We start from the raw sequence: 19575 nt of genomic DNA, 5'->3' as shown, positions 1-19575 counted from the left end.
GGTCCCTGCTTTCGCAGGGACGACAACAGTCAGAGTGCACCCATCTACGACGACCGCGCCAGCGCCCCGTCGATCATGTTGACCGCGTTCTGCACGCCGTAGACCGCGACGAAGGAGCCGAAGCGCGGGCCCTTCTCCTGGCCGAGCAGCACCTGGTAGAGCATGTTGAACCAGTCGAGCGAGACGCCGGGACGGCCGTCCTTGCCCTTCCTGACCATGTCGAGGAACGGCTCGCGGCGGCCGATCTCATAGACCACGTTCTGGATGTCTTCCGCGCTCGCGTTCGCCGGCATGTTGGCAAGCGCATCGCGCAGGTCCTGCAGCGCGGCCCGCTCGCCGTCGGTCGGCTCGCGGAACTGCTTGGTCGGCGCCACGAAGTCGCGATAGTAGTTGATGGCGTAGCCGACCATCGCATCTAACTTCGGATGGGTCTGCGGCGTCACGCCCGGCCGGTAACGGCCGATGAAGCCCCACAGCGTCTCGGCATTCTCCGCGTTCGACGACGACACCAGCGTCAGCAAGAGCTGGAAGGTGACCGGCATGTCGGCGTGCGGCGGCTTGCCGGAATGGATGTGCCAGACCGGATTTTGCAGCTGCTGCCGCGCTTCCTGCCGCCTGAAGCCGTCGAGGAATTGCTGGTAGTCGTCGACATTGCGCGGGATGACGTCGAAATACAGCCGCTTCGCCGCCTTGGGCTCGCGATACATGAACAGCGACAGCGACTCCGGCGAGGCGTAGCGCAGCCACTCGTCGATCGTCAGGCCGTTGCCCTTCGACTTCGAGATCTTCTGGCCCTTCTCGTCGAGGAACAGTTCGTAGTTGAAGCCTTCCGGCGGCGTGCCGCCGAGCGCCGAGCAGATCTTGCCCGACAGCTTCACCGAGTCGATCAAATCCTTGCCGGCCATTTCATAGTCGACGCCGAGGGCGTACCAGCGCATCGCCCAGTCCGGCTTCCATTGCAGCTTGCAGCGGCCGCCGGTGACGGGAACCGTGACGCTCTCCTTGGTCTCGGGATCTTCATACGAGATCGTGCCGGCCTTGGCGTCGTGCGCCGTCACCGGCACGTAGAGCACGAGGCCGGTGCGCGGGCAGATCGGCAGGAACGGCGAGTAGCTCGCCGCCCGCTCCTCGCGCAGCGACGGCAGCATGATCGCCATCACCTTCTCGATCCGCTCCAGCATGCGCAGCAGCGCGGCATCGAAGCGGCCGGAGGTGTAGTACTCGGTCGAGCTCGCGAACTCGTAATCGAAGCCGAACTGGTCGAGGAAGGCGCGCAACCGCGCATTGTTGTGCTGGCCGAAGCTCGGATGGGTGCCGAACGGATCGGGCACCTTGGTCAGCGGCTTGCCGAGATGCTGCTCCAGCAGTTCCTTGTTCGGCACGTTGTCCGGCACCTTGCGCAGGCCGTCCATGTCGTCGGAGAAGGCGAGCAGGCGGGTCTTGATCTTGTCCTCGGTGAGCACGCGGAAGGCGTGGCGCACCATCGTGGTGCGCGCGACCTCGCCGAAAGTGCCGATATGCGGCAGGCCCGACGGGCCGTAACCGGTCTCGAACAGCACCTCGTCCTTGGGATTTTTCTTCAGCCGCGCCACAATCGCTTTCGCCTGCTCGAACGGCCAGGCGTTGGATTGTTCGGCGAGCGCCCGCAGGTCGCTCGGGCTGGCAGCAAGATCAATCACGGACATTCCTCAGGCTCTCTCCAAAAAGGCCGCGAAAACTAACGCTTTCGCGGCAAAATGCAAAACGACGCTCCCTCGCCCCGCTCTCTTGTCCGCCGAAGCCCGCCTTCGGGCGAAGGCGGATGCGGGGAGAGGTGAAGACCACAGCGTCAGAACGGACTGACCGAGAAATAGCGCAGCCACAGATCGGTGAAGCGGCCTTTTTCCCAGATCCGGAACAGCGCCCAGTTCAGCGACTGCCGGAGCAGATCGTTGCCCTTGCGGACGGCGATGCCGACGCCCTCGCCGAAATAGCGGCTCTCGACAAAGGGACCGCCGGAGAAGGCGCAGCATTCGGCGGAATCGGTGCCGTTGATCCAGAACGCGAGCGAGATCGCATCGCCGAAGATGAAGTCGACCTCGCCGCGGCGCAGCGCCGCGCGCAGCGCGTCGTTATCCGGATAGGAATGGATTTCAGCGTCGGTGAACATCGCCTTGAGGTAGGCCTCGTGCGAGGTCCCGCCGATGACGCCGACCTTCTTGCCCTCGAGATATTCCGGGCGGATTTCCGGCATCACGTTGTCGCGGCGCGACACGAAGCGTGCCGGCGCGCGGTAATAGGGATCGGTGAAATCGACCTTGGCGCGCAGCTGCGGCGTCACGGCCATCGAGGCGATGATGGCATCGCCACGGTTGGTCGCCAAGGCATCGATCAGGGTCTCGAAGCGGCGCATCTGGATGGTGCAGGTGACCTTGATCTCGTCGCAGAGCGAACGCGCCAGGTCGACGTTGAACCCGGCCGGATTGCCGTCGGGACCGGTGAAATTGAACGGCGGATAGTCGGTCTCGGTCAGGAAGCGGATCACGGTGAGGCGCGACAGGTCCGGGCGGTCCGGCCGGCGCCGCGGGTCCCAGAAGCCCGGCACCGCCTGCGGCGCGGCCTCGGCGGCGGCCTTGGGCGGCAGGGTCGGGGCCGACGGGGCAGCAGGCGCCGAAGGTGTCGCGGGCGCCGCTTGTGCGGGGGCCGTCTTCGCCGCCGGTGGTTGCGCTGCAGGCGTCTGCCCGATTGCAGGACCCGCCAGGGCCAGCAAGGCAGCCGCGATCATGCCCGCGGCCAGGCGACGCTGGCGCGAACGGACGGCAAAGGGCTGGACAGGGGGATTTGGCATAACCGGCAATTTCAGGAAATTGAACGGCTTATAGCCGAATCGGCGCCTGAAGCGAGCGCCGATTGGGTTAATTCTGAACCGGAATTGGCGATCAGAGATACCGTTTGAGATCGGCCGCCGCCTCTTCCGGCGTCCGTTTCAGATTGAACGGCGCGACGAAATGACCGTCGCGATCCATCAGATAGATCAGCGCGGTGTGGTCCATCGTGTAGTCGCCATCCTTCAGCGGCACTTTCTTGGCGTAGACACGATAGCTCGACAGCACCTTGGCGATCGCAGCAGGATCGCCGGTCAGGCCCTTGAGGTGCGGATCGAAGCTCGACAGGTAATCCTTCATCGCGGTGGCGGTGTCGCGTTCCGGATCGACCGAGACGAAATAGGCATTCACCCGATCGGCGTCCTTGCCCATCGCCTTCAGGACCTCCGAGATCTCGAACAGCGAGGTCGGACAGATGTCCGGGCAATGGGTGAAGCCGAAGAAAATCAAGGTCGGCTTACCCTGGAGATTCTTGTCGGTAATGGTCTGGCCGGACTGGTCAGTGAGCTGGAACGGCCCGCCGATCGCGGCCGGCGCGGCAACGGTGCGCAAGCCCCCGATCGCCCACAGCATGAGGAACAAGCCGACCGCCAGACTGCCCGCGAAGGCAGCGAAGATCACCAATGGGCGCGTGGTCCGGGGCATGATGCGAGGACGTCCTTGTCAGAAGCAGGCAGAGATGCCGGCCGTGATCATTTCGAAAAACACCGCGGTCCCGTAGTGGAACCAGAGCGCGGCGGCGGCAAGCAGGGCCAATCCGCCGATACCGGCCGCACCCCACAGGATCGCAGACGCTACCCGGCCCTGCGGAGCCGTTACGAGCTCGGATCGGGTGGAGATCGGCTGAACCATGGGGCTGAGATAAGCCCGGTTCCGGCAGGCAGCAAGCGCAATGGCGGTCGCAGGCCGTCAAATGATGGCGAGCGATTCCGGGGCTTGCTGGTCCATGGCCCCGGCGCATGCCAGGCCAATGGCCGACGAGGGTCAAACAGAGAAGCAGCCGGAGCTTAGTGCGCGGGCTTCGGCGCCGAGGCCTGAGCGTTGAGGTAGCACGGCCTGTACAGCGCCTGCAGTTGCTTGCCGCGCAGGAAGATCATGCGTCGGGTCAGGCCACCACGCTCCGAAATCCATCTGCGTACCGCCGGCGGATACATCAGGTACAGCATATGGGTGGCTTCGGGATTGGGGACCGGGCGGCCGTTGTCGCCGTAGTCCCAGGCGGCATGGAAGCCGAGACTGGCGTGCGAGGTCACACAAATCCGGTCGTGAGGAACCTTGCCGAGCACGATGGTGCAGGCCGAGGCGCACAGCCCGTCGATGATGACCGTTTCGCCCGATGTCCGCAGGTCCTGATACCTGTCGACATAGACGCCGATCTTGCCGCCGCGATCGTCGGCGATCCTGACTACAGCTTGAGACACCCCCATTCCCGCCAGCAGGAGAACCGCAGCGAGCAACCCCGTCATCAACTTCATTTTGGCCAGCCCCAGTCGAAACCGAATCTGTTTGGTCTGTGATGCAAGACAATCGTGAGCGTGTTGCGCGCGCGTATTTTTGTCCAGACGAGCGAAGCCGGTCAAAACAAATTCAAATTGGGTGTTGCGCGCACGCTGCAGTAGGACTGGGGAAAGGTCCCAAACTGGAACAGCGTGGCGCACGTGCTTGGTGCTCCGCCGCCACAGGCAAGGTCCATTTGGCGTTGACCACGCGCAATGAGGCGGTCTTGAATCCCGGTGGGACCGGGGGACTCAAACATGGCTGAGGAAGCAGATGTGATCGTGATTGGCGCGGGGCTTGCCGGCCTCGTCGCCGCAACCGAGATTGCCGACGCAGGCAAGCGCGTCATCGTGCTCGATCAGGAAGGGGAACAGAGCATCGGCGGCCAGGCCTTCTGGTCGTTTGGCGGCCTGTTCCTGGTCGATTCGCCGGAGCAGCGCCGGCTCGGCATCAAGGATTCCGCAGACCTCGCTCTGCAGGACTGGATGGGCGCCGCCGGTTTCGATCGCGAAGAGGATTACTGGCCGCGCAAATGGGCTGAAGCCTATGTCGCATTCGCGGCCGGAGAGAAACGCGACTGGCTGCGCGCCATGGGCCATCGCATCTTCCCGGTGGTCGGCTGGGCCGAGCGCGGCGGATACGACGCGATGGGCCATGGCAATTCGGTGCCGCGCTTCCACGTCACCTGGGGCACGGGACCCGGCATCGTCGAGCCGTTCGAGCGCCGCGCGCGCGAGGCCGCGAACAGCGGACGGCTGATATTCAAGTTCCGCCACCGCGTCGATGCGCTCAGCGTCACCAACGGTGTGGTCGACGGCGTCAGCGGCGTGATCCTGGAACCGACCTCGGTCGAGCGCGGCAAGAGTTCCTCGCGCAACGTCGTCGGCGATTTTTCCTTCCGCGCGCAGGCCGTGATCGTCGCGTCCGGCGGCATCGGCGGCAATCATGACCTGGTGCGGCAGAACTGGCCGAAGCGGCTCGGCGAGCCGCCCAAATTCATGATCTCCGGCGTGCCCGAGCATGTCGACGGCCGCATGATCGGCATCACCGAGGCGGCGGGCGGGCGGCTGATCAACCGCGATCGCATGTGGCACTATGTCGAGGGCATCCGGAACTGGAACCCGATCTGGCCGCGTCACGGCATCCGGATCCTGCCGGGACCGTCGTCGCTGTGGTTCGACGCGTCAGGCAAGCGGCTGCCGGCGCCGCTGTTCCCGGGCTCCGACACGCTCGGGCAACTGCACTACATCATGGGCACCGGCTACGATTATTCGTGGTTCATCCTGACCCAGAGTATCATCAAGAAGGAGTTCGCGCTGTCGGGCTCGGAGCAGAACCCCGACCTCACCGGCAAGAGCTGGCGCATGACGATCAAGCGCGCCACCAACAAGGGCGCGCCGGCGCCGGTGGAGGCGTTCAAGCAGCACGGCGCCGACTTCATCGTGCGCGACAATCTCGCCGATCTCATCAGTGCCATGAACAAGCTCGCAGGCAACGACCTGTTGCAGCTCGACGCCATCAAGGCGCAGATCGAGGCGCGCGACCGCGAGATCACCAACCCCTACGTCAAGGATGCGCAGGTGATGAACCTGCACAATGCGCGGCGCTACATCGGCGACAGGCTGATCCGCACCGCGAAGCCGCACCGCATCCTCGATCCCGAGCACGGCCCGCTGATCGCGGTGAAGCTCAACATTCTCACCCGCAAGACGCTCGGCGGGTTCGAGACCGACCTCGATTCGCGCGTGTTCGGCAACGACCACCAGATCATTCGCGGGCTCTACGCGGCCGGCGAGGCCGCCGGCTTCGGCGGCGGCGGCGTGCACGGCTATCGCTCGCTGGAAGGCACGTTCCTCGGCGGCTGCCTGTTCTCGGGCCGCAACGCAGGGCGCGCGGCGGCGAAGGCGGTGAACTAGGCGCGCCTTTCCCTGATGCGGGCGTTGAGGCCCGCCGGCCAGAACCGGCGGGCCTCGATTTGCTGAGTCCGAATTTGTTCAGGCCGTCTTGGTGAAAAGCGTCAGGATGCCGTTGGTGAGATTGACCGCGACAACTTGTGCCGAGCTGAGGCCCTTCGCCTTCAGCGCGGATACGGCTTCTTCAGAGGCGTCGATGGAACCGCGAAGGTTCCGCAGGTCCTCTTCGCTTGCCTTTGCGACGACAGCCTCGACCTTCGACCGGGCGTCGGGCTTGAGTTCCTTGATGTCCACGACCTGGATGCTCCGGATGGCGGTGGGCTGATCAGATTGAGCCTGCGGCATCGCCTTCGGTTGCGTTCCCTGCACCTGCGCCCAAGCAGGTGTTCCGAGCGAGAGCGCCGCAACGATGACGGACGCCGTAGAGATGCGGATGCGCATGACTATTCCTTGTGTTGATTACCCCCAACGTCCCGCGACAACGGGCTTTCCTTGCCTAAGGTTCCGCCGGAAATCCGCTCTCTGGACCAGTGCTTATGCGACCATCGCCGGGGGCGGCGCCAAAATATCGAAAACAACCCCATGCAAAGGAGCCGGCGGTGGCCGGCGTTCGACCAAGCAACTTGACACGTCGGGCAACTCAGACGTATTCTTCTAATATTCAGAAATTGCGCATCTTGCCCTGGTCCGCCTCCGCGCCGAGGAAGCGGACGCCGAAGGTGTCGGCGTTGGCCTCGCCCCAATCGTAGAGTGCCTGCAGCATCGGCTTCAGCATCTCGCCGCGTTTGGTCAGGCAGTAGCACGCGGAGCCGCCGCCGCGCTCTTGCCTGACGAAGCCTGAATTGCAGAGATCGCGCAGGCGCTCGGTCAACACCTTGTCGCTGAGCTGCGGGATGTCGTGGCGCAATTCGCCGTAGCGCATGGGCCGGATCTTGAGCCGGCTCAGGATCACCGTCTTCCATTTGCCGCTGAGCTGATCGATCAAGAACTCGACCGGGCAACCATATTTGCGCTTGGTCTTGCGGATCATCGCAACTCTCCCGCGGCACTTTCCATCTGGTTCGTTGAGAGCCGCCATCGATCCATCTAAGCACGCTTGGCACGGGTTGGGCGAGTTCAGGGATCATTGCAAGGCATGACAGACGACAATTCCGCCCAGGGTCCAAGCGACAAGCAACAGCCGCGCAAGCACATCGTCGTCAGACGCAACGGGCCCTACGAACCCGACCCTGACATTTCGATCGTCGATCATCTCGGCGTGCCGATCGCAGCCGCGGCGCCGGCGCGACTCTGCCGCTGCGGACAGTCGCAGAGCCAGCCATTCTGCGACGACAGCCACGTCGCGCGCGGCTTCACCGACGCCAGGGATCCGCGGCGCGTGCCGGACAGGCTCGACGTCTATGCCGGGCAGCAGGCCTATGTGTTCGACAATCGCGGCACCTGCGCGCATTCCGGCTTCTGCACCGACCGGCTCGCCTCCGTGTTTCGTCTCGACGAAGAGCCGTTCATTGCGCCGAGCGGCGCGCGCTTGGACGATCTCATCAACGCGGTGCGCAGGTGCCCGTCGGGGGCGCTCGGCATCGGCATTGGCCCGGAGCGTGACGACAACCTGTCTGACGTCAACCGGCCGCCGCAGATCGAAGTGTCGAAGGACGGGCCCTATCGCGTCACCGGCCATGTCGAACTGGTCGATGAGGACGGCGCATCGATCGCGCGGAACGCGGGCGCGTCGCAGGAGCATGTCAGCCTGTGCCGCTGCGGCGCGTCGCTGAACAAGCCGTTTTGCAGCGGCATGCACTGGAGCGTTGCGTTTCGCGATCCCATTCCCGATCCGATGCGCGAGCCGACATTGTTCGAATGGGCCGGCGGCTATCCCGCGCTGCTCGACATGACGCGCATCTTCTACAGCCGTTACGTGCCTGAGGATCCGCTGCTCGGGCCGCTCTTCGCCGAGATGTCGCCGGACCATCCCGAACGGGTGGCGGCGTGGCTGAGCGAAGTGTTCGGCGGCCCGCGCTTCTACACCGAGCGCTATGGCGGCTATCGGCGGATGGTGTCGCAGCACATCGGCAAGGAGATCCGGCCGGAGCAGCGCGCATTGTGGGCCGCCTACATGGTGCAGAGCGCCGACGATGCCGGCTTGCCGAGCGATCCGGAATTCCGCGCCGCCTTCGTCGCCTATATCGAATGGGGCTCGCGGATCGCGGTCGAGAACTCCGGCGCCGGCGCAACACCGCCGCCGAACATGCCGGTGCCGCGATGGTGGTGGGTCTGCAACGCAACGCCGGCCGCACGGCCGTCCGCAATCGCAGGCGATGCGCAGGCCACGAACGATGACATCGAGGCACCGCCCGGTTCAGACGAGACCGTGCAATTCGAGCAGCACATCCGGCCGCTGTTCCGGCCGATGGATCGCAGTTCGATGCTGTTCACCTTCGATCTCTGGAAGGAGGAGGATGTCGCCAGGCACGGTCAACAAATCCTGGCACGGCTCAAGGCCGGGACCATGCCCTGCGACGGCGCCTGGCCGGCCGCGCGAGTGGCGCTGTTCGCCCGCTGGGCGAACGGGCAGACTCCGCCGACCTGATTGCGCCGAGCCGATCTCGGAGCAATTTCGGGCGATTTCGGTGAACGGCGCTGCAAATTGTGCAGTGGCGGCGCTCGCTCTGGCAGGTTAGAGGTTTGGTTCTGATCAAATCAGAACCAAACCTGTCGATCTCTTGTTTTGACGCGTTTTCTTCACGCGAAGCGGTAGCCACTTCGCTTGAAAACGCTATAGACATGCCCGCCATTCAGTGGAGACCCAAATGAGCATTCAGCGTTTCGAAACCGGCCCGCGCATGAGCCAGGCCGTCGTGCACGGCAACACCGTCTATCTCGCCGGCGTCGTCGCCGGCAAGGCTGCGGGCGGCAGCGTCACCGACCAGACCAAGGACATCCTGACGATCATCGACGGCCACCTCGCCAAGGCCGGCACCGACAAGTCGAAGCTGCTCAGCGCGACGATCTACATCACCGACATGAAGACCTTCGCGGAGATGAACGCGGTGTGGGACGGCTGGGTCTCGGAGGGTAACACCCCGGCCCGCGCCACCGTCGAGGCCAAGCTGGCGGCGCCGCAGTACAATGTCGAGATCATGGTTGTCGCGGCCAAGTAAGCACGACGAGCAAGCGCGCCGCACGCTGTCGCGATAGATGTCGGATGCCCCGGATTGCAAAATCGCAGTTCGGGGCATTTCACATCACACCTCACACGCTGATACGCGATCGCTCGTTCGCGGTCTCGCCGAGATCAGACTGAAGCCAGCGTGCAATCCGACGCCACGAACCGGCCAGAGCCCTGCGGCCCATGAACAGGCCGAGGTGACTACACGGCTCGGTCTCTCGTTGCAGCCACGCCGGCCGCGTGCCCAACAGCCGCATCGTCGCAAACGCCTGGTCGGGCGGAACGACGATGTCGTTCTCCGCTGCGAGCAGGAAGACCGGCAGCTTCACCGCAGCAAGATCGATCTTGCGGCCAAGCGCGACGAAGTGCCCGGCCGCAATCCGGTTCTGGCGAAAGATCCAGTCGGTCACTTCAAGGTAGTAGGTACCCGGCAGATCGAGGGGATCGCTGTCCCAGTGCGTGAAACGGTCGAGCAGCGCCCGTGCATCCTCCGACGTACCGTCGAGCCGTCGCTGCAGCGCCGCTTCCACGTCAAGCAGACTGAACGGGATACTCCAGACCTTCAGCATCTGCTTGCCACTGACAATCCCATCCCCCTGACGCACCAGCGCCTCGAAGCCTTGCTGCGGCAGCGAGGCAACCATCCTGGAAAGCTCTGACGGCACCGAAACGTCGACCGGGCTGCCGGCAAGCACAAGCCGCCGCACCTTGCCGGGAAAGCGCGCCGCATAGAGCAAGGACAGCCAGCCGCCCTGACAGAGACCTGCAAGGTCGACCGGCGGCCCGATCGTGTCGACGGCCACGTTTAGATCGGACAGAAAGGTGTCGATCGAGAAATATCGCATCTCGGGTGCCGCCGACCGCCAATCCGTGAGATAGAGACGCGCAACGCCAGCCTTCTGCAACGCCTCCATCAAGCTGTAGCCGGGGGCGAGATCCGCAATCTGCGCGCGATGCAGCGCATAGGGCGCGCAGACCAGCAACGGCCGGCCTTCGGCCGCTCTTGAGAAATCCAGCAAGCACATCGACGGCAGCTGAAGCGCGACCGAATGGGCTGTCGTCCAGGGCAGCGACGCCACTTCACCCGGCGAATCTGTGGGCTCGGGCGCACGATTGGGGTACCACTGCGAGTAGACGTCCAGCGCCAATCGCGCGGCTTCAAACGGCCATAGCCAAGCGTCCTGCGCCCAACTAGCGCTCGCACTTCGATCCGATGGATCCGTCTTTTCGGGCAAGCTCATTCACCATTCGATCGCCAGCGAGATAGTCAGGCCGGCGCGGGTCGCCACCTTGACCCTGATCAAGAATCGACGAATTCAGGTTGACCACCTTACGCCAACCTTATTGGAACGGCAGCCACGCCGGGACGTCACGATATCGCGATCCCGGCGCCGAGTGGTGACAGCCATCGTTTCAGCGGACTAGGCGGCGCGCGCCGTGCTCTTCTCCGCCTCGAGCTTGCGCGCGAACAGCCAGCGGAAATAGGTCAGCGGGGCATCGGCGCCGATCGCGAGCAGCTGATAGTCCGGATCGGCGTCGAACACGCGCTGCTGCGCCTCGATGATGTCCTTGTCCTCGTTGAACCCTTCCTCGAGGCTGTGCCGCAGCGACAGTGCGATGTTCGGGTTGTCGATGTCGAAATCGTGCAGGTAGTTCCAGAAGAAGTGTGTGGTCGAGCGCGTCTCCGGCGTCATGAACTGCGCGTTGCGATATGACCGCGTGCCCGGAACCTGGACGCCTTTCTCGACGCCCTGCCCCGCCGGCGCAAACGTCGTGTCGAGCGTGAAGATGCCGGGCACGATCATGCGGCCGATATTGCGGCGATCGATCTTGTCGGTTTTGTTCGGGATCACCTTCTTGTGGTAGGGCGGCGGCTCGGCGGCCATGTGCCAGCGCTCGACGCGGAAGCCGTCGTCCAGCTTCTCGATCGCGACCGGCTTGGTCTTGTAGGCGTACTCCTCCGAACCGCCGAGCGTGTTGGTGTGCACGAAGGCGAGATGCGCGAAGTCGCTGAGGTTGTCGACGATCAGGAGCCAGTTGGCCTTGTAGTGCATGTAACCCGGCAAGCCGCGCCATCTGGGATCCTCGAGCGGCGGATAGTCGAGGATCAGTTTCGGATCGGCCTTCTCCGGGTCGCCGGTCCAGATGAAGATCAGATTGTAGCGCTCGACCACGGGATAGCTGCGCACGCCGAGCTTGGCGGGGATCGTGTCCTGACCGGGAATCTGGATGCATTTGCCGTCGGCCGCGAACTTCATGCCGTGGTACATGCACCTGATGTCGTCGCCCTCGATGCGCCCCATCGAAAGCGGTGCGGCGCGATGGCAGCAGCGATCGTCCAGCGCGACGACTTTCCCGCTCGAGCCGCGATAGAGCACGATCGGCCGTTCCAGGATGGTGCGCGCGACCATCTTGCCGTCGATCAATTCGTGATTCCACGCCGCCACGTACCAGGTGTTGCGCAGGAAAATTCCGTCGTCAGCCATCTCACCCTCCCGATGCAAGATTTGGTTGCGACGAGGTTAGGTGATTGCGGTCATCGGGATAATCCGATTTGGCTGGACACACTGTACCGGTGGATGGACAATCGGCCATGGAGTGGCGCGACTGGGAGCTGTTTTGCGAGGTTGTCGAGCATGGCGGCTTCACGGCGGCCGCGCGCGTGCTTGGACATCCCAAATCGAGCCTCAGTGCTGCGGTGCAGCGTCTCGAAGCAAATCTCGGGCTGCGGTTGATCGAGCGCACCACCCGCCACCTGCGGCTGACCGATTCCGGCGAGACCATCTATCGCAAGGTGCGCCCGCTGTTCGCCGCGCTGCACGACACCCACAGCGAGGCGCTGGCGATGTCGAGCGCGGTCGCGGGCACGCTGCGGATCAAGGCGCCTTATGAATTCGGCGCGCATCACGCGGGGCCGGTCGCCTGCGCGGTGATGGGCCGCTACCCCGAACTCGCGATCCGGATCGATGTCGAGCATGACATCGTCAACCCGATCGCCGAGAACTACGACATCGTGTTTGCGATGCTGGAGGCGCCGCTGCCGTCGGCCGGCATCGTGATCCGCCGCGTCTTCACGCTCGAGCGCGGCCTGTTCGCAGCCCCCGCGCTGCTGGAGAAATTCGGCGAACCACGCACGCTGGATGATCTGCGAAAGCTGCCGCTGTTGACCGGTCCCAGCGACCCGCCATGGGCGATCACCGCCCCCGGCGGCGCGGTCGAGCATCTTGCGGTCGACCGCGCGCGCCTGACCAGTTCGAATGCCCATGTCCGCCTGCAGGCAGCGCTCGCCGGCCATGGCGTGCTTCGGGTCACCGCCAGCTACACCCGCGCCGCCGTCGCGGCCGGGCAGTTGCGGCGGCTGCTGCCCGATCACGCCTGCGAACCGCTCAACGTGCACGCGCTGTTGCCGGCGCGGCAATTTGTCCCGGCGAAGGTGCGCTGCTTCCTCGACGCGATGGAGGCGCATGCGCGCGGCGATCCGGAGGCCTATATCAGGCCGTAGCGGTCTTTTTGGCCGATCGCCACTTTCCGGGGAACCTGTACGGCCGGTTGGCATCCAATGGTATTATTCCGCCAACAGTGAGGGCGATCCCGCCATGCGCCAGGCCCATGTAACGTCCCTGCCGCCGACCAGCTCGGGCGATGCCGAGCTCGTGCAACGCGCGCTCGCCCGCGACGAGGCCGCAATCCGCGCCATCATGCAGGCGAATAATCGCCGGCTGTTCCGGCTGGCGCGCGGCATCCTGCGCAACGACCACGAGGCCGAGGACGTGGTTCAGGACGCCTATGTGCGCGCCTTTACCCATCTCGACCAGTTCCGCGGCGAGTCCAGCCTTTCGACCTGGCTGTCGCGGATCGCAATGAACGAGGCGCTCGGCCGCCTGCGCCGCAGGCACAGCAGCGTCGAATGGTCCGATCTGCCGAAAGGTGCTCCTGAAGCCCAGATCATCCAGTTCCCCCTGTCGTCAACAGACGATCCGGAAAAATCCATGGCCCAGCGTGAGATCCAGCACGTCGTCGAGCACGCGATCGACGAGCTGCCCGAGGCGTTCCGCCTCGTCTTCATCACCCGCGTGATCGAGGGCATGAATGTCGAGGAGACCGCTGAGATCCTCGGCCTCAAGCCGGAAACCGTGAAGACCCGCCTGCACCGCGCCCGCACCATGCTGCGCGACAATGTCGAGCGGAAGATCGGCCCCGTCGTCATGGAGGCCTTTCCCTTCGCGGGCAAGCGCTGCGAGCGATTGACCGAGGCGGTTCTGAAACGGCTCCGCGCCACGGCCTGAATTTTTCGGGAACCTCTGCTCGTCCGCGCCATCCAACTCCTGTGCAAGCAACGACGCGCCGCGCGCTACGCCCGGCTCAACAGGAGTTTCAAACCATGTTCGTTCGATTGAGTATCGCGGTCGCCGCGCTCAGCCTTCTCAACTGCGCTGCGCTGGCGCAGGGCGCAAAGCCGACCGATCCGCAGATCGCACATATCGCCTATACGGCAGGTGTGATCGACATCAATGCCGCCAAGCAGGCGGAAGAGAAGGCTTCCAACAAGGAGATCAAGGCGTTCGCCAAGGACATGGCGCGCGACCACGAGGCGGTGAACAAGCAGGCGCTCGACCTCGTCAAGAAGCTGAAAGTGACGCCGGAAGACAACGACACCAGCAAGGCGCTCTCGAAGCAGGCGGCCGACAAGCTCGCCGAGCTCGGCAAGCTGAAGGGCGCCGCCTACGACAAGGCCTATATCGACAACGAGGTCGCCTACCACAAGGCCGTCAACACCGCGCTGGAGACGCAGCTGATTCCCTCGGCCAGCAATCCCGAGCTGAAGAGCCTGCTGCAGACCGGCCTGAAGATCTTCCAGGGCCACCAGCAGCATGCCGAACACGTCGCGGCCGGCCTGAAGTGAGGAGGCGCGTGATGTTGTCAGGACGCTGTCTCGCAACGCTGGCCTTGCTCGCGCTCGGCGCGATGGCCGTCCCGGCGCATGCGGCCACCATCCAGATCGTGATGGAAAACCTGGTGATCTCGCCGGCCGAGGTGTCGGCCAAGGCCGGCGACACCATCGAATGGGTCAACAAGGACGTGTTCGCCCACACCGCCACCGCGAAGAACGGCGACTTCGACGTGACCATCGCGCCGAAGAAGACGGTCAAGTCGGTTCTGACCAAGGCCGGCACGGTCGACTATTACTGCCGCTACCATCCCAACATGAAGGCGGTGCTGACGATCGCACCATAGCCTGCGCGATGACCTCCGAGGTAATCGATCGGCGCGCGCGAACCTTCGATAGTCCGGACCGCCGCACAGTCCGGCACTATCGAAGGAGAGCACCATGACCGACCATGCCACCATCGCCCGCCGCTATATCGATCTCTGGAACGAGCGGACGCCGAGCCGGCGCCGCGAGATGCTGAGCGAGAACTGGACCGCCGATGCGCGCTATATCGATCCGCTGATGAGCGGCGACGGCCATGAGGGCGTCGACGCGCTGATCGCGGGCGTGCAGCAGAAGTTTCCGGACTTCAGCTTCAAGCTGATCGGGGAGCCGAACGGCTTCGGCGACCATGTCCGGTTCTCCTGGGGCCTCGGCCCTGACGGCGTCGACAGCCCGATCAAGGGCACCGACTTCGCCACGCTGAAGGACGGCCGGATCAGGAGCATCACCGGCTTCCTCGACCAGGTGCCGGGCGCCTGAGGCGCCGCTTCCACGCCGGCGATGTCGCTGCCGGAGCGTATTCGAGCGAAGTGGGTACCGGTTCGCGTCAAGAAAACGCGTCAAAAACAAGGAATCGAGAGCCCCGTTCCGATTCCATCGGAACGGAAAAGGCTCTAGTCTTCCCGAAACACAGGGAGGACGCCATGAAGGCAGATTACGCCTTCAAGACTTCTGTCGTCAGCGACATCACGCCGGCGCTGCTGGCGATCGGCCGCCACACCTTTCCAGAGGCCCTGATCGGCGCGCTCCGCCGCGTCGCCGGTGTCGGTCATTGCATGGTGTTCTCGTTCACCGGCCCGCGGACCGCCGCGTGCCTGCTGGATGTCGGCAACATCCCGACCGGGCGCGACCTCGGGATCGCCTATTCCGAACATTTCCATCAGGCCGACCCGAACCGCGATGCGGTGTTCGAGGGGCGGATGCAGGCCGCGCCGATCGTGCTGCCGAACTTTGCCCGCCGCATGTACAGCGACGGCTACCGCAAGATCTTCTTCGACGACTCCGACATTGTCGACAAGTTCGCTTCCGCGATCTGGACCGGCGACACCTGCTTCTATGTCAACTTCTACCAGATCACCGCGCAAGGCCGCTTCAGCCGCGAGCAGATCGCGCGCCTGGCCGCGGTCGCGCCGGCGCTGACGGCGGCGGTGGCGCGGCATTTCCAGCCCGACCCGGCAGCGGATGTTGATCCGATCGAGCGGTTGAAGATCCTGTTTGCAACCGCCGAGCCGCTCGCCAGGCTGACCGGGCGCGAGAAGGAGGTCTGCCTGCGCATCCTCTCCGGTCTCAGCTCGGAAGCGATCGCCGCGGAGCTCGGCATCGGGCTGCACTCCGCCCTCACCTATCGCAAGCGTGCCTATGACAAGCTCGGCATCTCCTCGCAGAACGAGCTGTTCGCGATCGCGCTGCGCCTGATGGCCTCGGCGCGCCAGCTGAACTGAGCGCGCTCCGGGCGGTGGTCTCTAGCTGTCCCCAGCGCTGGGGACAGACGGGCCGCGCCCGCCGGCCTATGCTCGGCTCGCAAACCTGAGGCCAAACCGAGATCACGTCGTGAGCACCGCGCCCCATTTCGACATCGACGTCCCCGCCTTCTGGCAGGATCCCTATCCGGCGCTGAAGCGCATGCGCAAGGAGGCGCCGATCGCCTTCGTGCCGCAGCTCGGCAGCACGCTGCTGTGCAGCCGCGACGACATCTTCATCTCGGAAAAGCAGATCGACGTGTTCTCGTCGCACCAGCCCGAGGGGCTGATGAACAAACTGATGGGCCACAACATGATGCGCAAGGACGGCGATGCGCACATGAACGAGCGCAAGGCGATCTTTCCGGCGATCTCGCCCAAGACCGTCAGATCGCACTGGACCGCGCAGTTCGCAGCACACGCGACGCGCATCCTCGATGAGCTGAAGCCGGACGGCGTGGTCGATTTCGTGCAGGCCTTCGCGCTGCCATTCTCGGCCGAATGCCTGAAGTCGATCACCGGCCTCACCAATATGCGCTTCCAGGACATGAATGCGTGGTCGCAGGGCATGATCGACGGTATCGCCAATTATGTCGGCGATCCCGCGATCGAGGCGCGCTGCCATGCTGCAACCTCCGGGATCGATGCCGCGATCGACGACATGGTCCCCAGGCTGCGCAAGACGCCCGACCTCAGCCTGCTCGGCGTGATGCTGCAGACCGACATGCCGATGGAGAGCGTGCGCGCCAATATCAAGCTTGCGATCTCGGGCGGCCAGAACGAGCCGCGCGATGCGATCGCCGGCACGGTATGGGCGCTGCTGACCCATCCCGACCAGCTGGCGCTGGCGACGAGCGGCACGATCCCGTGGCTGCAGGTGTTCGAGGAATATGCGCGCTGGATCTCGCCGATCGGGATGTCGCCGCGGCGGATCGCAAAGCCGTGGACGATCAGGGACGTCGCGTTCGAGACCAATGAGCGCGTGTTCCTGATGTTCGGCTCGGCGAACCGCGATGAGAAGCATTTCGACCGGCCCGACGCGTTCGACGTGCGCCGCGACGCCGGCAAGAGCATCGCGTTCGGTGCCGGCCCCCATTTCTGCGCCGGCGCCTGGGCCTCGCGCGCCATGGTCGCCGACGTCGCGCTGCCCGCGATCTTCAACCGGCTGACGAATCTGCGCCTGATCGAGCACAAGCCGGCGCGGATCGGCGGCTGGGCGTTCCGCGGCCTGCTGGATCTGCCGGTGACGTGGGACGCCTAATCGCCGTTAGCGTCCCCAGCGCAGCACCACCGGATCGAGCGTGCGCGCGATCTCGATCAGGCCCGCGCGCGTTGCCGGATGCAGCGGTTGCAGCGGGTGGCGCACCGCATCGGACTTGATGACGCCGCCTTCGCGCATCAGCACCTTGCAGGCCTGCAGCCCGCATTGCCGATTCTCGTAATTGATCAGCGGCAGCCAGCGCGCATAGGTCTGCACCGCCTCGTCGCGCCGGCCGGCGAAGAACGGATCGATGATCTGGCGGATGCCGTCGGGATAGCCGCCGCCGGTCATCGCACCGGTGGCGCCGGCATCGAGATCGGCCATCAGCGTGATCGCCTCCTCGCCGTCCCACGGCCCCTCGATCTCGGCGCCGCCCTTCTCGATCAGACCGCGCAGCTTGTTCGCGGCCATCGGCACCTCGATCTTGAAGTATCTGATGTTGGCGAGCTCCTTTGCCATCCGTGCCAGGAAGTCGACCGAGAGTGGCGTGCCCGCGACCGGCGCGTCCTGGATCATGATCGGGATGTTGATGGCATCCGACACGACCCGATAAAATTCATGGATGCCCGGCTCGCCGACGCGGAAGGTGGCGCCGTGATAGGGCGGCATGATCATCACCATGGCAGCCCCGGCGGTTTCCGCCTGACGGCTGCGCGCCGCACAGACCGCCGAGGAGAAATGTGTCGTGGTGACGATGACGGGAATGCGGCCGGCGACATGCTCGAGCACCGCATGCATCACGGTCTCGCGCTCGGCGTCGGTCAGCACGAACTGTTCGGAGAAATTGGCGAGGATGCAGATGCCGTGGGAGCCGGCGTCGATCATGAAGTCGACGCAGCGCCGTTGTCCGTCGAGGTCGAGATTGCCATTGGCGTCAAAGATGGTCGGCGCCACGGGGAAGACGCCGCGATAGGGGCGCTTTGCGACTGCTGTCATGATAACGACCTCCCAGGTTGTTGTCGGATTTTCTTGTCAGCTCTGGCGGAACGGCAGCGGCGGGCCATCGAGCCGGCGCAGGCCCGGCTCGCGCCGCTCCAGCCACCAACCGTACTGCTTCGGCCAGGACGCGAACACCTCGCCGCCTCCAGTGCCAAGCGCAAGCTCGGCATGCAGCGGCCAGTTCGGATCGAACAGCGCCTCGCGGCCGATCGCGACCAGATCGGCATGGCCTTTGGCGAGAACGTCTTCGGCCTGCTGCGGGTGCAGGATGAGGCCGACCGCGATGGTCGCAATGTCGGCGGCGCGGCGGATCTCATCGGCATAGGGCACCTGAAAGCCGTAGCCGCGCGGAATCCGCGCCGCGGTCGCCGAGCCGAGCAGGCCGCCCGACGAGCAATCGATCAAATCGACGCCGCGCGCCCTGGCTTCGCGGGCGAACGCGACCTGGTCCTCGAGCGTCAGGCCGCCGTCGATACCGTCGACCGAGGAGATCCGCACCGACAGCGGCCGCTCCGCCGGCCAGGCCGCGCGCACGGTCTCGATGATCTCGAGCGGATAGCGCATCCGCCCGGCGCGATCGCCGCCATAGGCGTCGGTGCGGCGGTTCGACAATGGCGAGAGGAATTCGTGCAGCAGATAGCCATGCGCGCAATGCACCTCGACGAATTCGAAGCCGGCCTCCACCGCGCGCAAGGTGGCGCGCCGCCATTGCTCGCGCAGCGCGGCGAGCTCGGCCATATCGAGCGCGTGCGGCATCAACCAGCCTTCCTCCATCGGGACCGCGCTCGGCGCCACCGTCCGCCACGGCAAATCGCCGCGGGCGCGATCGGCCGCATCGAGAGCGGCATTGCCGTACCAGGGACGCTGCATGCTGGCCTTGCGGCCGGCATGCGCAAGCTGGATCGAGGGCACCGCGCCATTGTCCTTGAGGAAGGCGGCGATCCGCTCGAGCGGCGCGATCTGCTCGTCGTTCCAGATGCCGACATCGCCATGGGTGATGCGGCCCTCCGCGGTCACCGCCGCGGCCTCGACCATCACGAGCCCGGCACCGCCCTGAGCGAACTTGCCGAGATGCACGAGATGCCAATCATTGGCCAAGCCGTCGGTTGCCGAATACTGGCACATCGGCGAGATCAGGATGCGGTTTCGGGAGGTCACGCCGCGAAGCGTGATCGGCTGAAACAGAAGCGGCTGCGACATCGGGACCTGCGGGAAGGTGTTGGCGGGAGAAATCGTGGCGGAAAGCTAGGCGGCGCGCCCCGA

Annotated in this window: 21 protein-coding genes; 10 read left to right on the top strand and 11 right to left on the bottom strand. The window is 64.9% G+C overall.

From position 1 onward, the window contains the following. Positions 1-44 precede the first annotated feature (44 nt). From JEY66_RS03555 to JEY66_RS03535, 5 genes are all read right to left on the bottom strand, one after another. Positions 45-1685, bottom strand: coding sequence for a lysine--tRNA ligase (locus JEY66_RS03555; protein ID WP_018269074.1), 1641 nt, complete (start codon positions 1683-1685; stop codon positions 45-47). 143 nt (positions 1686-1828) lie between these two features. Next, positions 1829-2827: a transporter substrate-binding domain-containing protein gene (locus JEY66_RS03550; protein WP_018269075.1), complete on the bottom strand. Its 999-nt coding sequence runs from the start codon at positions 2825-2827 to the stop codon at positions 1829-1831. Positions 2828-2918: 91 nt separating this feature from the next. Next, a complete protein-coding gene (locus JEY66_RS03545; protein WP_026191944.1) occupies positions 2919-3509 on the bottom strand; it encodes an SCO family protein in 591 nt (196 codons plus the stop codon). Positions 3510-3527: 18 nt separating this feature from the next. After that, positions 3528-3716, bottom strand: coding sequence for a hypothetical protein (locus tag JEY66_RS03540; RefSeq protein WP_018269077.1), 189 nt, complete (start codon positions 3714-3716; stop codon positions 3528-3530). A 155-nt stretch (positions 3717-3871) separates the two neighbouring features. Continuing rightward, positions 3872-4339 carry a hypothetical protein gene (locus JEY66_RS03535; protein WP_018269078.1) on the bottom strand — a complete coding sequence of 156 codons (468 nt, stop codon included), beginning with the start codon at positions 4337-4339 and terminating at the stop codon, positions 3872-3874. 279 nt (positions 4340-4618) lie between these two features. Between JEY66_RS03535 and JEY66_RS03530 the strand changes: the two genes are divergently transcribed. Continuing rightward, positions 4619-6277 (top strand): FAD-binding dehydrogenase, encoded by a 1659-nt coding sequence (locus JEY66_RS03530; protein ID WP_018269079.1) that lies wholly within the window; start codon positions 4619-4621, stop codon positions 6275-6277. A 78-nt stretch (positions 6278-6355) separates the two neighbouring features. Here JEY66_RS03530 and JEY66_RS03525 read toward each other — a convergent pair whose 3' ends face one another. Next, entirely contained in the window at positions 6356-6715 is a 360-nt protein-coding gene (locus JEY66_RS03525) for a hypothetical protein (protein WP_016843700.1), read from the bottom strand. Positions 6716-6935: 220 nt separating this feature from the next. Next, the gene (locus tag JEY66_RS03520; RefSeq protein ID WP_016843701.1) at positions 6936-7304 is read right to left on the bottom strand and encodes a winged helix-turn-helix transcriptional regulator; all 369 of its coding nucleotides are present in this window, start codon (positions 7302-7304) and stop codon (positions 6936-6938) included. A 105-nt stretch (positions 7305-7409) separates the two neighbouring features. Between JEY66_RS03520 and JEY66_RS03515 the strand changes: the two genes are divergently transcribed. Then, positions 7410-8861: a CDGSH iron-sulfur domain-containing protein gene (locus JEY66_RS03515; RefSeq protein WP_018269080.1), complete on the top strand. Its 1452-nt coding sequence runs from the start codon at positions 7410-7412 to the stop codon at positions 8859-8861. Positions 8862-9081: 220 nt separating this feature from the next. After that, positions 9082-9432, top strand: coding sequence for a RidA family protein (locus JEY66_RS03510; RefSeq protein ID WP_016843703.1), 351 nt, complete (start codon positions 9082-9084; stop codon positions 9430-9432). A 91-nt stretch (positions 9433-9523) separates the two neighbouring features. Here JEY66_RS03510 and JEY66_RS03505 read toward each other — a convergent pair whose 3' ends face one another. Both JEY66_RS03505 and JEY66_RS03500 read right to left on the bottom strand, forming a co-directional pair. Beyond that, positions 9524-10519 (bottom strand): alpha/beta fold hydrolase, encoded by a 996-nt coding sequence (locus JEY66_RS03505; RefSeq protein ID WP_016843704.1) that lies wholly within the window; start codon positions 10517-10519, stop codon positions 9524-9526. Positions 10520-10861: 342 nt separating this feature from the next. Further along, positions 10862-11926 carry an aromatic ring-hydroxylating dioxygenase subunit alpha gene (locus tag JEY66_RS03500; protein WP_016843705.1) on the bottom strand — a complete coding sequence of 355 codons (1065 nt, stop codon included), beginning with the start codon at positions 11924-11926 and terminating at the stop codon, positions 10862-10864. Positions 11927-12033: 107 nt separating this feature from the next. Here JEY66_RS03500 and JEY66_RS03495 point away from each other — a divergent pair, with 107 nt between their 5' ends. From JEY66_RS03495 to JEY66_RS03465, 7 genes are all read left to right on the top strand, one after another. Continuing rightward, on the top strand, positions 12034-12942 hold the full coding sequence (locus JEY66_RS03495; protein ID WP_016843706.1) for a LysR family transcriptional regulator: 909 nt from the start codon (positions 12034-12036) through the stop codon (positions 12940-12942). A gap of 94 nt (positions 12943-13036) precedes the next feature. Then, complete coding sequence (locus JEY66_RS03490; protein WP_016843707.1) at positions 13037-13726, top strand: RNA polymerase sigma factor; 690 nt, start codon at positions 13037-13039, stop codon at positions 13724-13726. 95 nt (positions 13727-13821) lie between these two features. Continuing rightward, positions 13822-14343: a DUF4142 domain-containing protein gene (locus JEY66_RS03485; protein WP_016843708.1), complete on the top strand. Its 522-nt coding sequence runs from the start codon at positions 13822-13824 to the stop codon at positions 14341-14343. 11 nt (positions 14344-14354) lie between these two features. Then, entirely contained in the window at positions 14355-14675 is a 321-nt protein-coding gene (locus tag JEY66_RS03480) for a cupredoxin domain-containing protein (RefSeq protein WP_026191945.1), read from the top strand. A gap of 94 nt (positions 14676-14769) precedes the next feature. Further along, positions 14770-15132 carry a nuclear transport factor 2 family protein gene (locus tag JEY66_RS03475; protein ID WP_016843710.1) on the top strand — a complete coding sequence of 121 codons (363 nt, stop codon included), beginning with the start codon at positions 14770-14772 and terminating at the stop codon, positions 15130-15132. A gap of 164 nt (positions 15133-15296) precedes the next feature. Further along, complete coding sequence (locus tag JEY66_RS03470; protein ID WP_016843711.1) at positions 15297-16094, top strand: helix-turn-helix transcriptional regulator; 798 nt, start codon at positions 15297-15299, stop codon at positions 16092-16094. 109 nt (positions 16095-16203) lie between these two features. Further along, complete coding sequence (locus JEY66_RS03465) at positions 16204-17373, top strand: cytochrome P450 (protein ID WP_016843712.1); 1170 nt, start codon at positions 16204-16206, stop codon at positions 17371-17373. Between the two features lie 6 nt (positions 17374-17379). Here the strand turns inward: JEY66_RS03465 and JEY66_RS03460 are convergent, their stop codons facing one another. Further along, positions 17380-18309 carry a dihydrodipicolinate synthase family protein gene (locus tag JEY66_RS03460; RefSeq protein ID WP_018269081.1) on the bottom strand — a complete coding sequence of 310 codons (930 nt, stop codon included), beginning with the start codon at positions 18307-18309 and terminating at the stop codon, positions 17380-17382. Between the two features lie 36 nt (positions 18310-18345). Then, on the bottom strand, positions 18346-19512 hold the full coding sequence (locus JEY66_RS03455; RefSeq protein ID WP_016843714.1) for an NADH:flavin oxidoreductase/NADH oxidase: 1167 nt from the start codon (positions 19510-19512) through the stop codon (positions 18346-18348). Between the last annotated feature and the right edge of the window lie 63 nt (positions 19513-19575).

This window comes from Bradyrhizobium elkanii USDA 76, from assembly GCF_023278185.1.
Classification (GTDB): domain Bacteria; phylum Pseudomonadota; class Alphaproteobacteria; order Rhizobiales; family Xanthobacteraceae; genus Bradyrhizobium; species Bradyrhizobium elkanii.
Note: the sequence above shows the minus strand (reverse complement) of the source record. Positions and strands in the feature narration are given on the sequence as shown.

What these genes read in the sequence shown, in the direction of transcription:
- JEY66_RS03555 (WP_018269074.1), bottom strand. Translation starts at nt 1,685, where the DNA reads ATGTCCGTGATTGATCTTGCTGCCAGCCCGAGCGACCTGCGGGCGCTC.
- JEY66_RS03550 (WP_018269075.1), bottom strand. Translation starts at nt 2,827, where the DNA reads ATGCCAAATCCCCCTGTCCAGCCCTTTGCCGTCCGTTCGCGCCAGCGT.
- JEY66_RS03545 (WP_026191944.1), bottom strand. Translation starts at nt 3,509, where the DNA reads ATGCCCCGGACCACGCGCCCATTGGTGATCTTCGCTGCCTTCGCGGGC.
- JEY66_RS03540 (WP_018269077.1), bottom strand. Translation starts at nt 3,716, where the DNA reads ATGGTTCAGCCGATCTCCACCCGATCCGAGCTCGTAACGGCTCCGCAG.
- JEY66_RS03535 (WP_018269078.1), bottom strand. Translation starts at nt 4,339, where the DNA reads ATGAAGTTGATGACGGGGTTGCTCGCTGCGGTTCTCCTGCTGGCGGGA.
- JEY66_RS03530 (WP_018269079.1), top strand. Translation starts at nt 4,619, where the DNA reads ATGGCTGAGGAAGCAGATGTGATCGTGATTGGCGCGGGGCTTGCCGGC.
- JEY66_RS03525 (WP_016843700.1), bottom strand. Translation starts at nt 6,715, where the DNA reads ATGCGCATCCGCATCTCTACGGCGTCCGTCATCGTTGCGGCGCTCTCG.
- JEY66_RS03520 (WP_016843701.1), bottom strand. Translation starts at nt 7,304, where the DNA reads ATGATCCGCAAGACCAAGCGCAAATATGGTTGCCCGGTCGAGTTCTTG.
- JEY66_RS03515 (WP_018269080.1), top strand. Translation starts at nt 7,410, where the DNA reads ATGACAGACGACAATTCCGCCCAGGGTCCAAGCGACAAGCAACAGCCG.
- JEY66_RS03510 (WP_016843703.1), top strand. Translation starts at nt 9,082, where the DNA reads ATGAGCATTCAGCGTTTCGAAACCGGCCCGCGCATGAGCCAGGCCGTC.
- JEY66_RS03500 (WP_016843705.1), bottom strand. Translation starts at nt 11,926, where the DNA reads ATGGCTGACGACGGAATTTTCCTGCGCAACACCTGGTACGTGGCGGCG.
- JEY66_RS03495 (WP_016843706.1), top strand. Translation starts at nt 12,034, where the DNA reads ATGGAGTGGCGCGACTGGGAGCTGTTTTGCGAGGTTGTCGAGCATGGC.
- JEY66_RS03490 (WP_016843707.1), top strand. Translation starts at nt 13,037, where the DNA reads ATGCGCCAGGCCCATGTAACGTCCCTGCCGCCGACCAGCTCGGGCGAT.
- JEY66_RS03485 (WP_016843708.1), top strand. Translation starts at nt 13,822, where the DNA reads ATGTTCGTTCGATTGAGTATCGCGGTCGCCGCGCTCAGCCTTCTCAAC.
- JEY66_RS03480 (WP_026191945.1), top strand. Translation starts at nt 14,355, where the DNA reads ATGTTGTCAGGACGCTGTCTCGCAACGCTGGCCTTGCTCGCGCTCGGC.
- JEY66_RS03475 (WP_016843710.1), top strand. Translation starts at nt 14,770, where the DNA reads ATGACCGACCATGCCACCATCGCCCGCCGCTATATCGATCTCTGGAAC.
- JEY66_RS03470 (WP_016843711.1), top strand. Translation starts at nt 15,297, where the DNA reads ATGAAGGCAGATTACGCCTTCAAGACTTCTGTCGTCAGCGACATCACG.
- JEY66_RS03460 (WP_018269081.1), bottom strand. Translation starts at nt 18,309, where the DNA reads ATGACAGCAGTCGCAAAGCGCCCCTATCGCGGCGTCTTCCCCGTGGCG.
- JEY66_RS03455 (WP_016843714.1), bottom strand. Translation starts at nt 19,512, where the DNA reads ATGTCGCAGCCGCTTCTGTTTCAGCCGATCACGCTTCGCGGCGTGACC.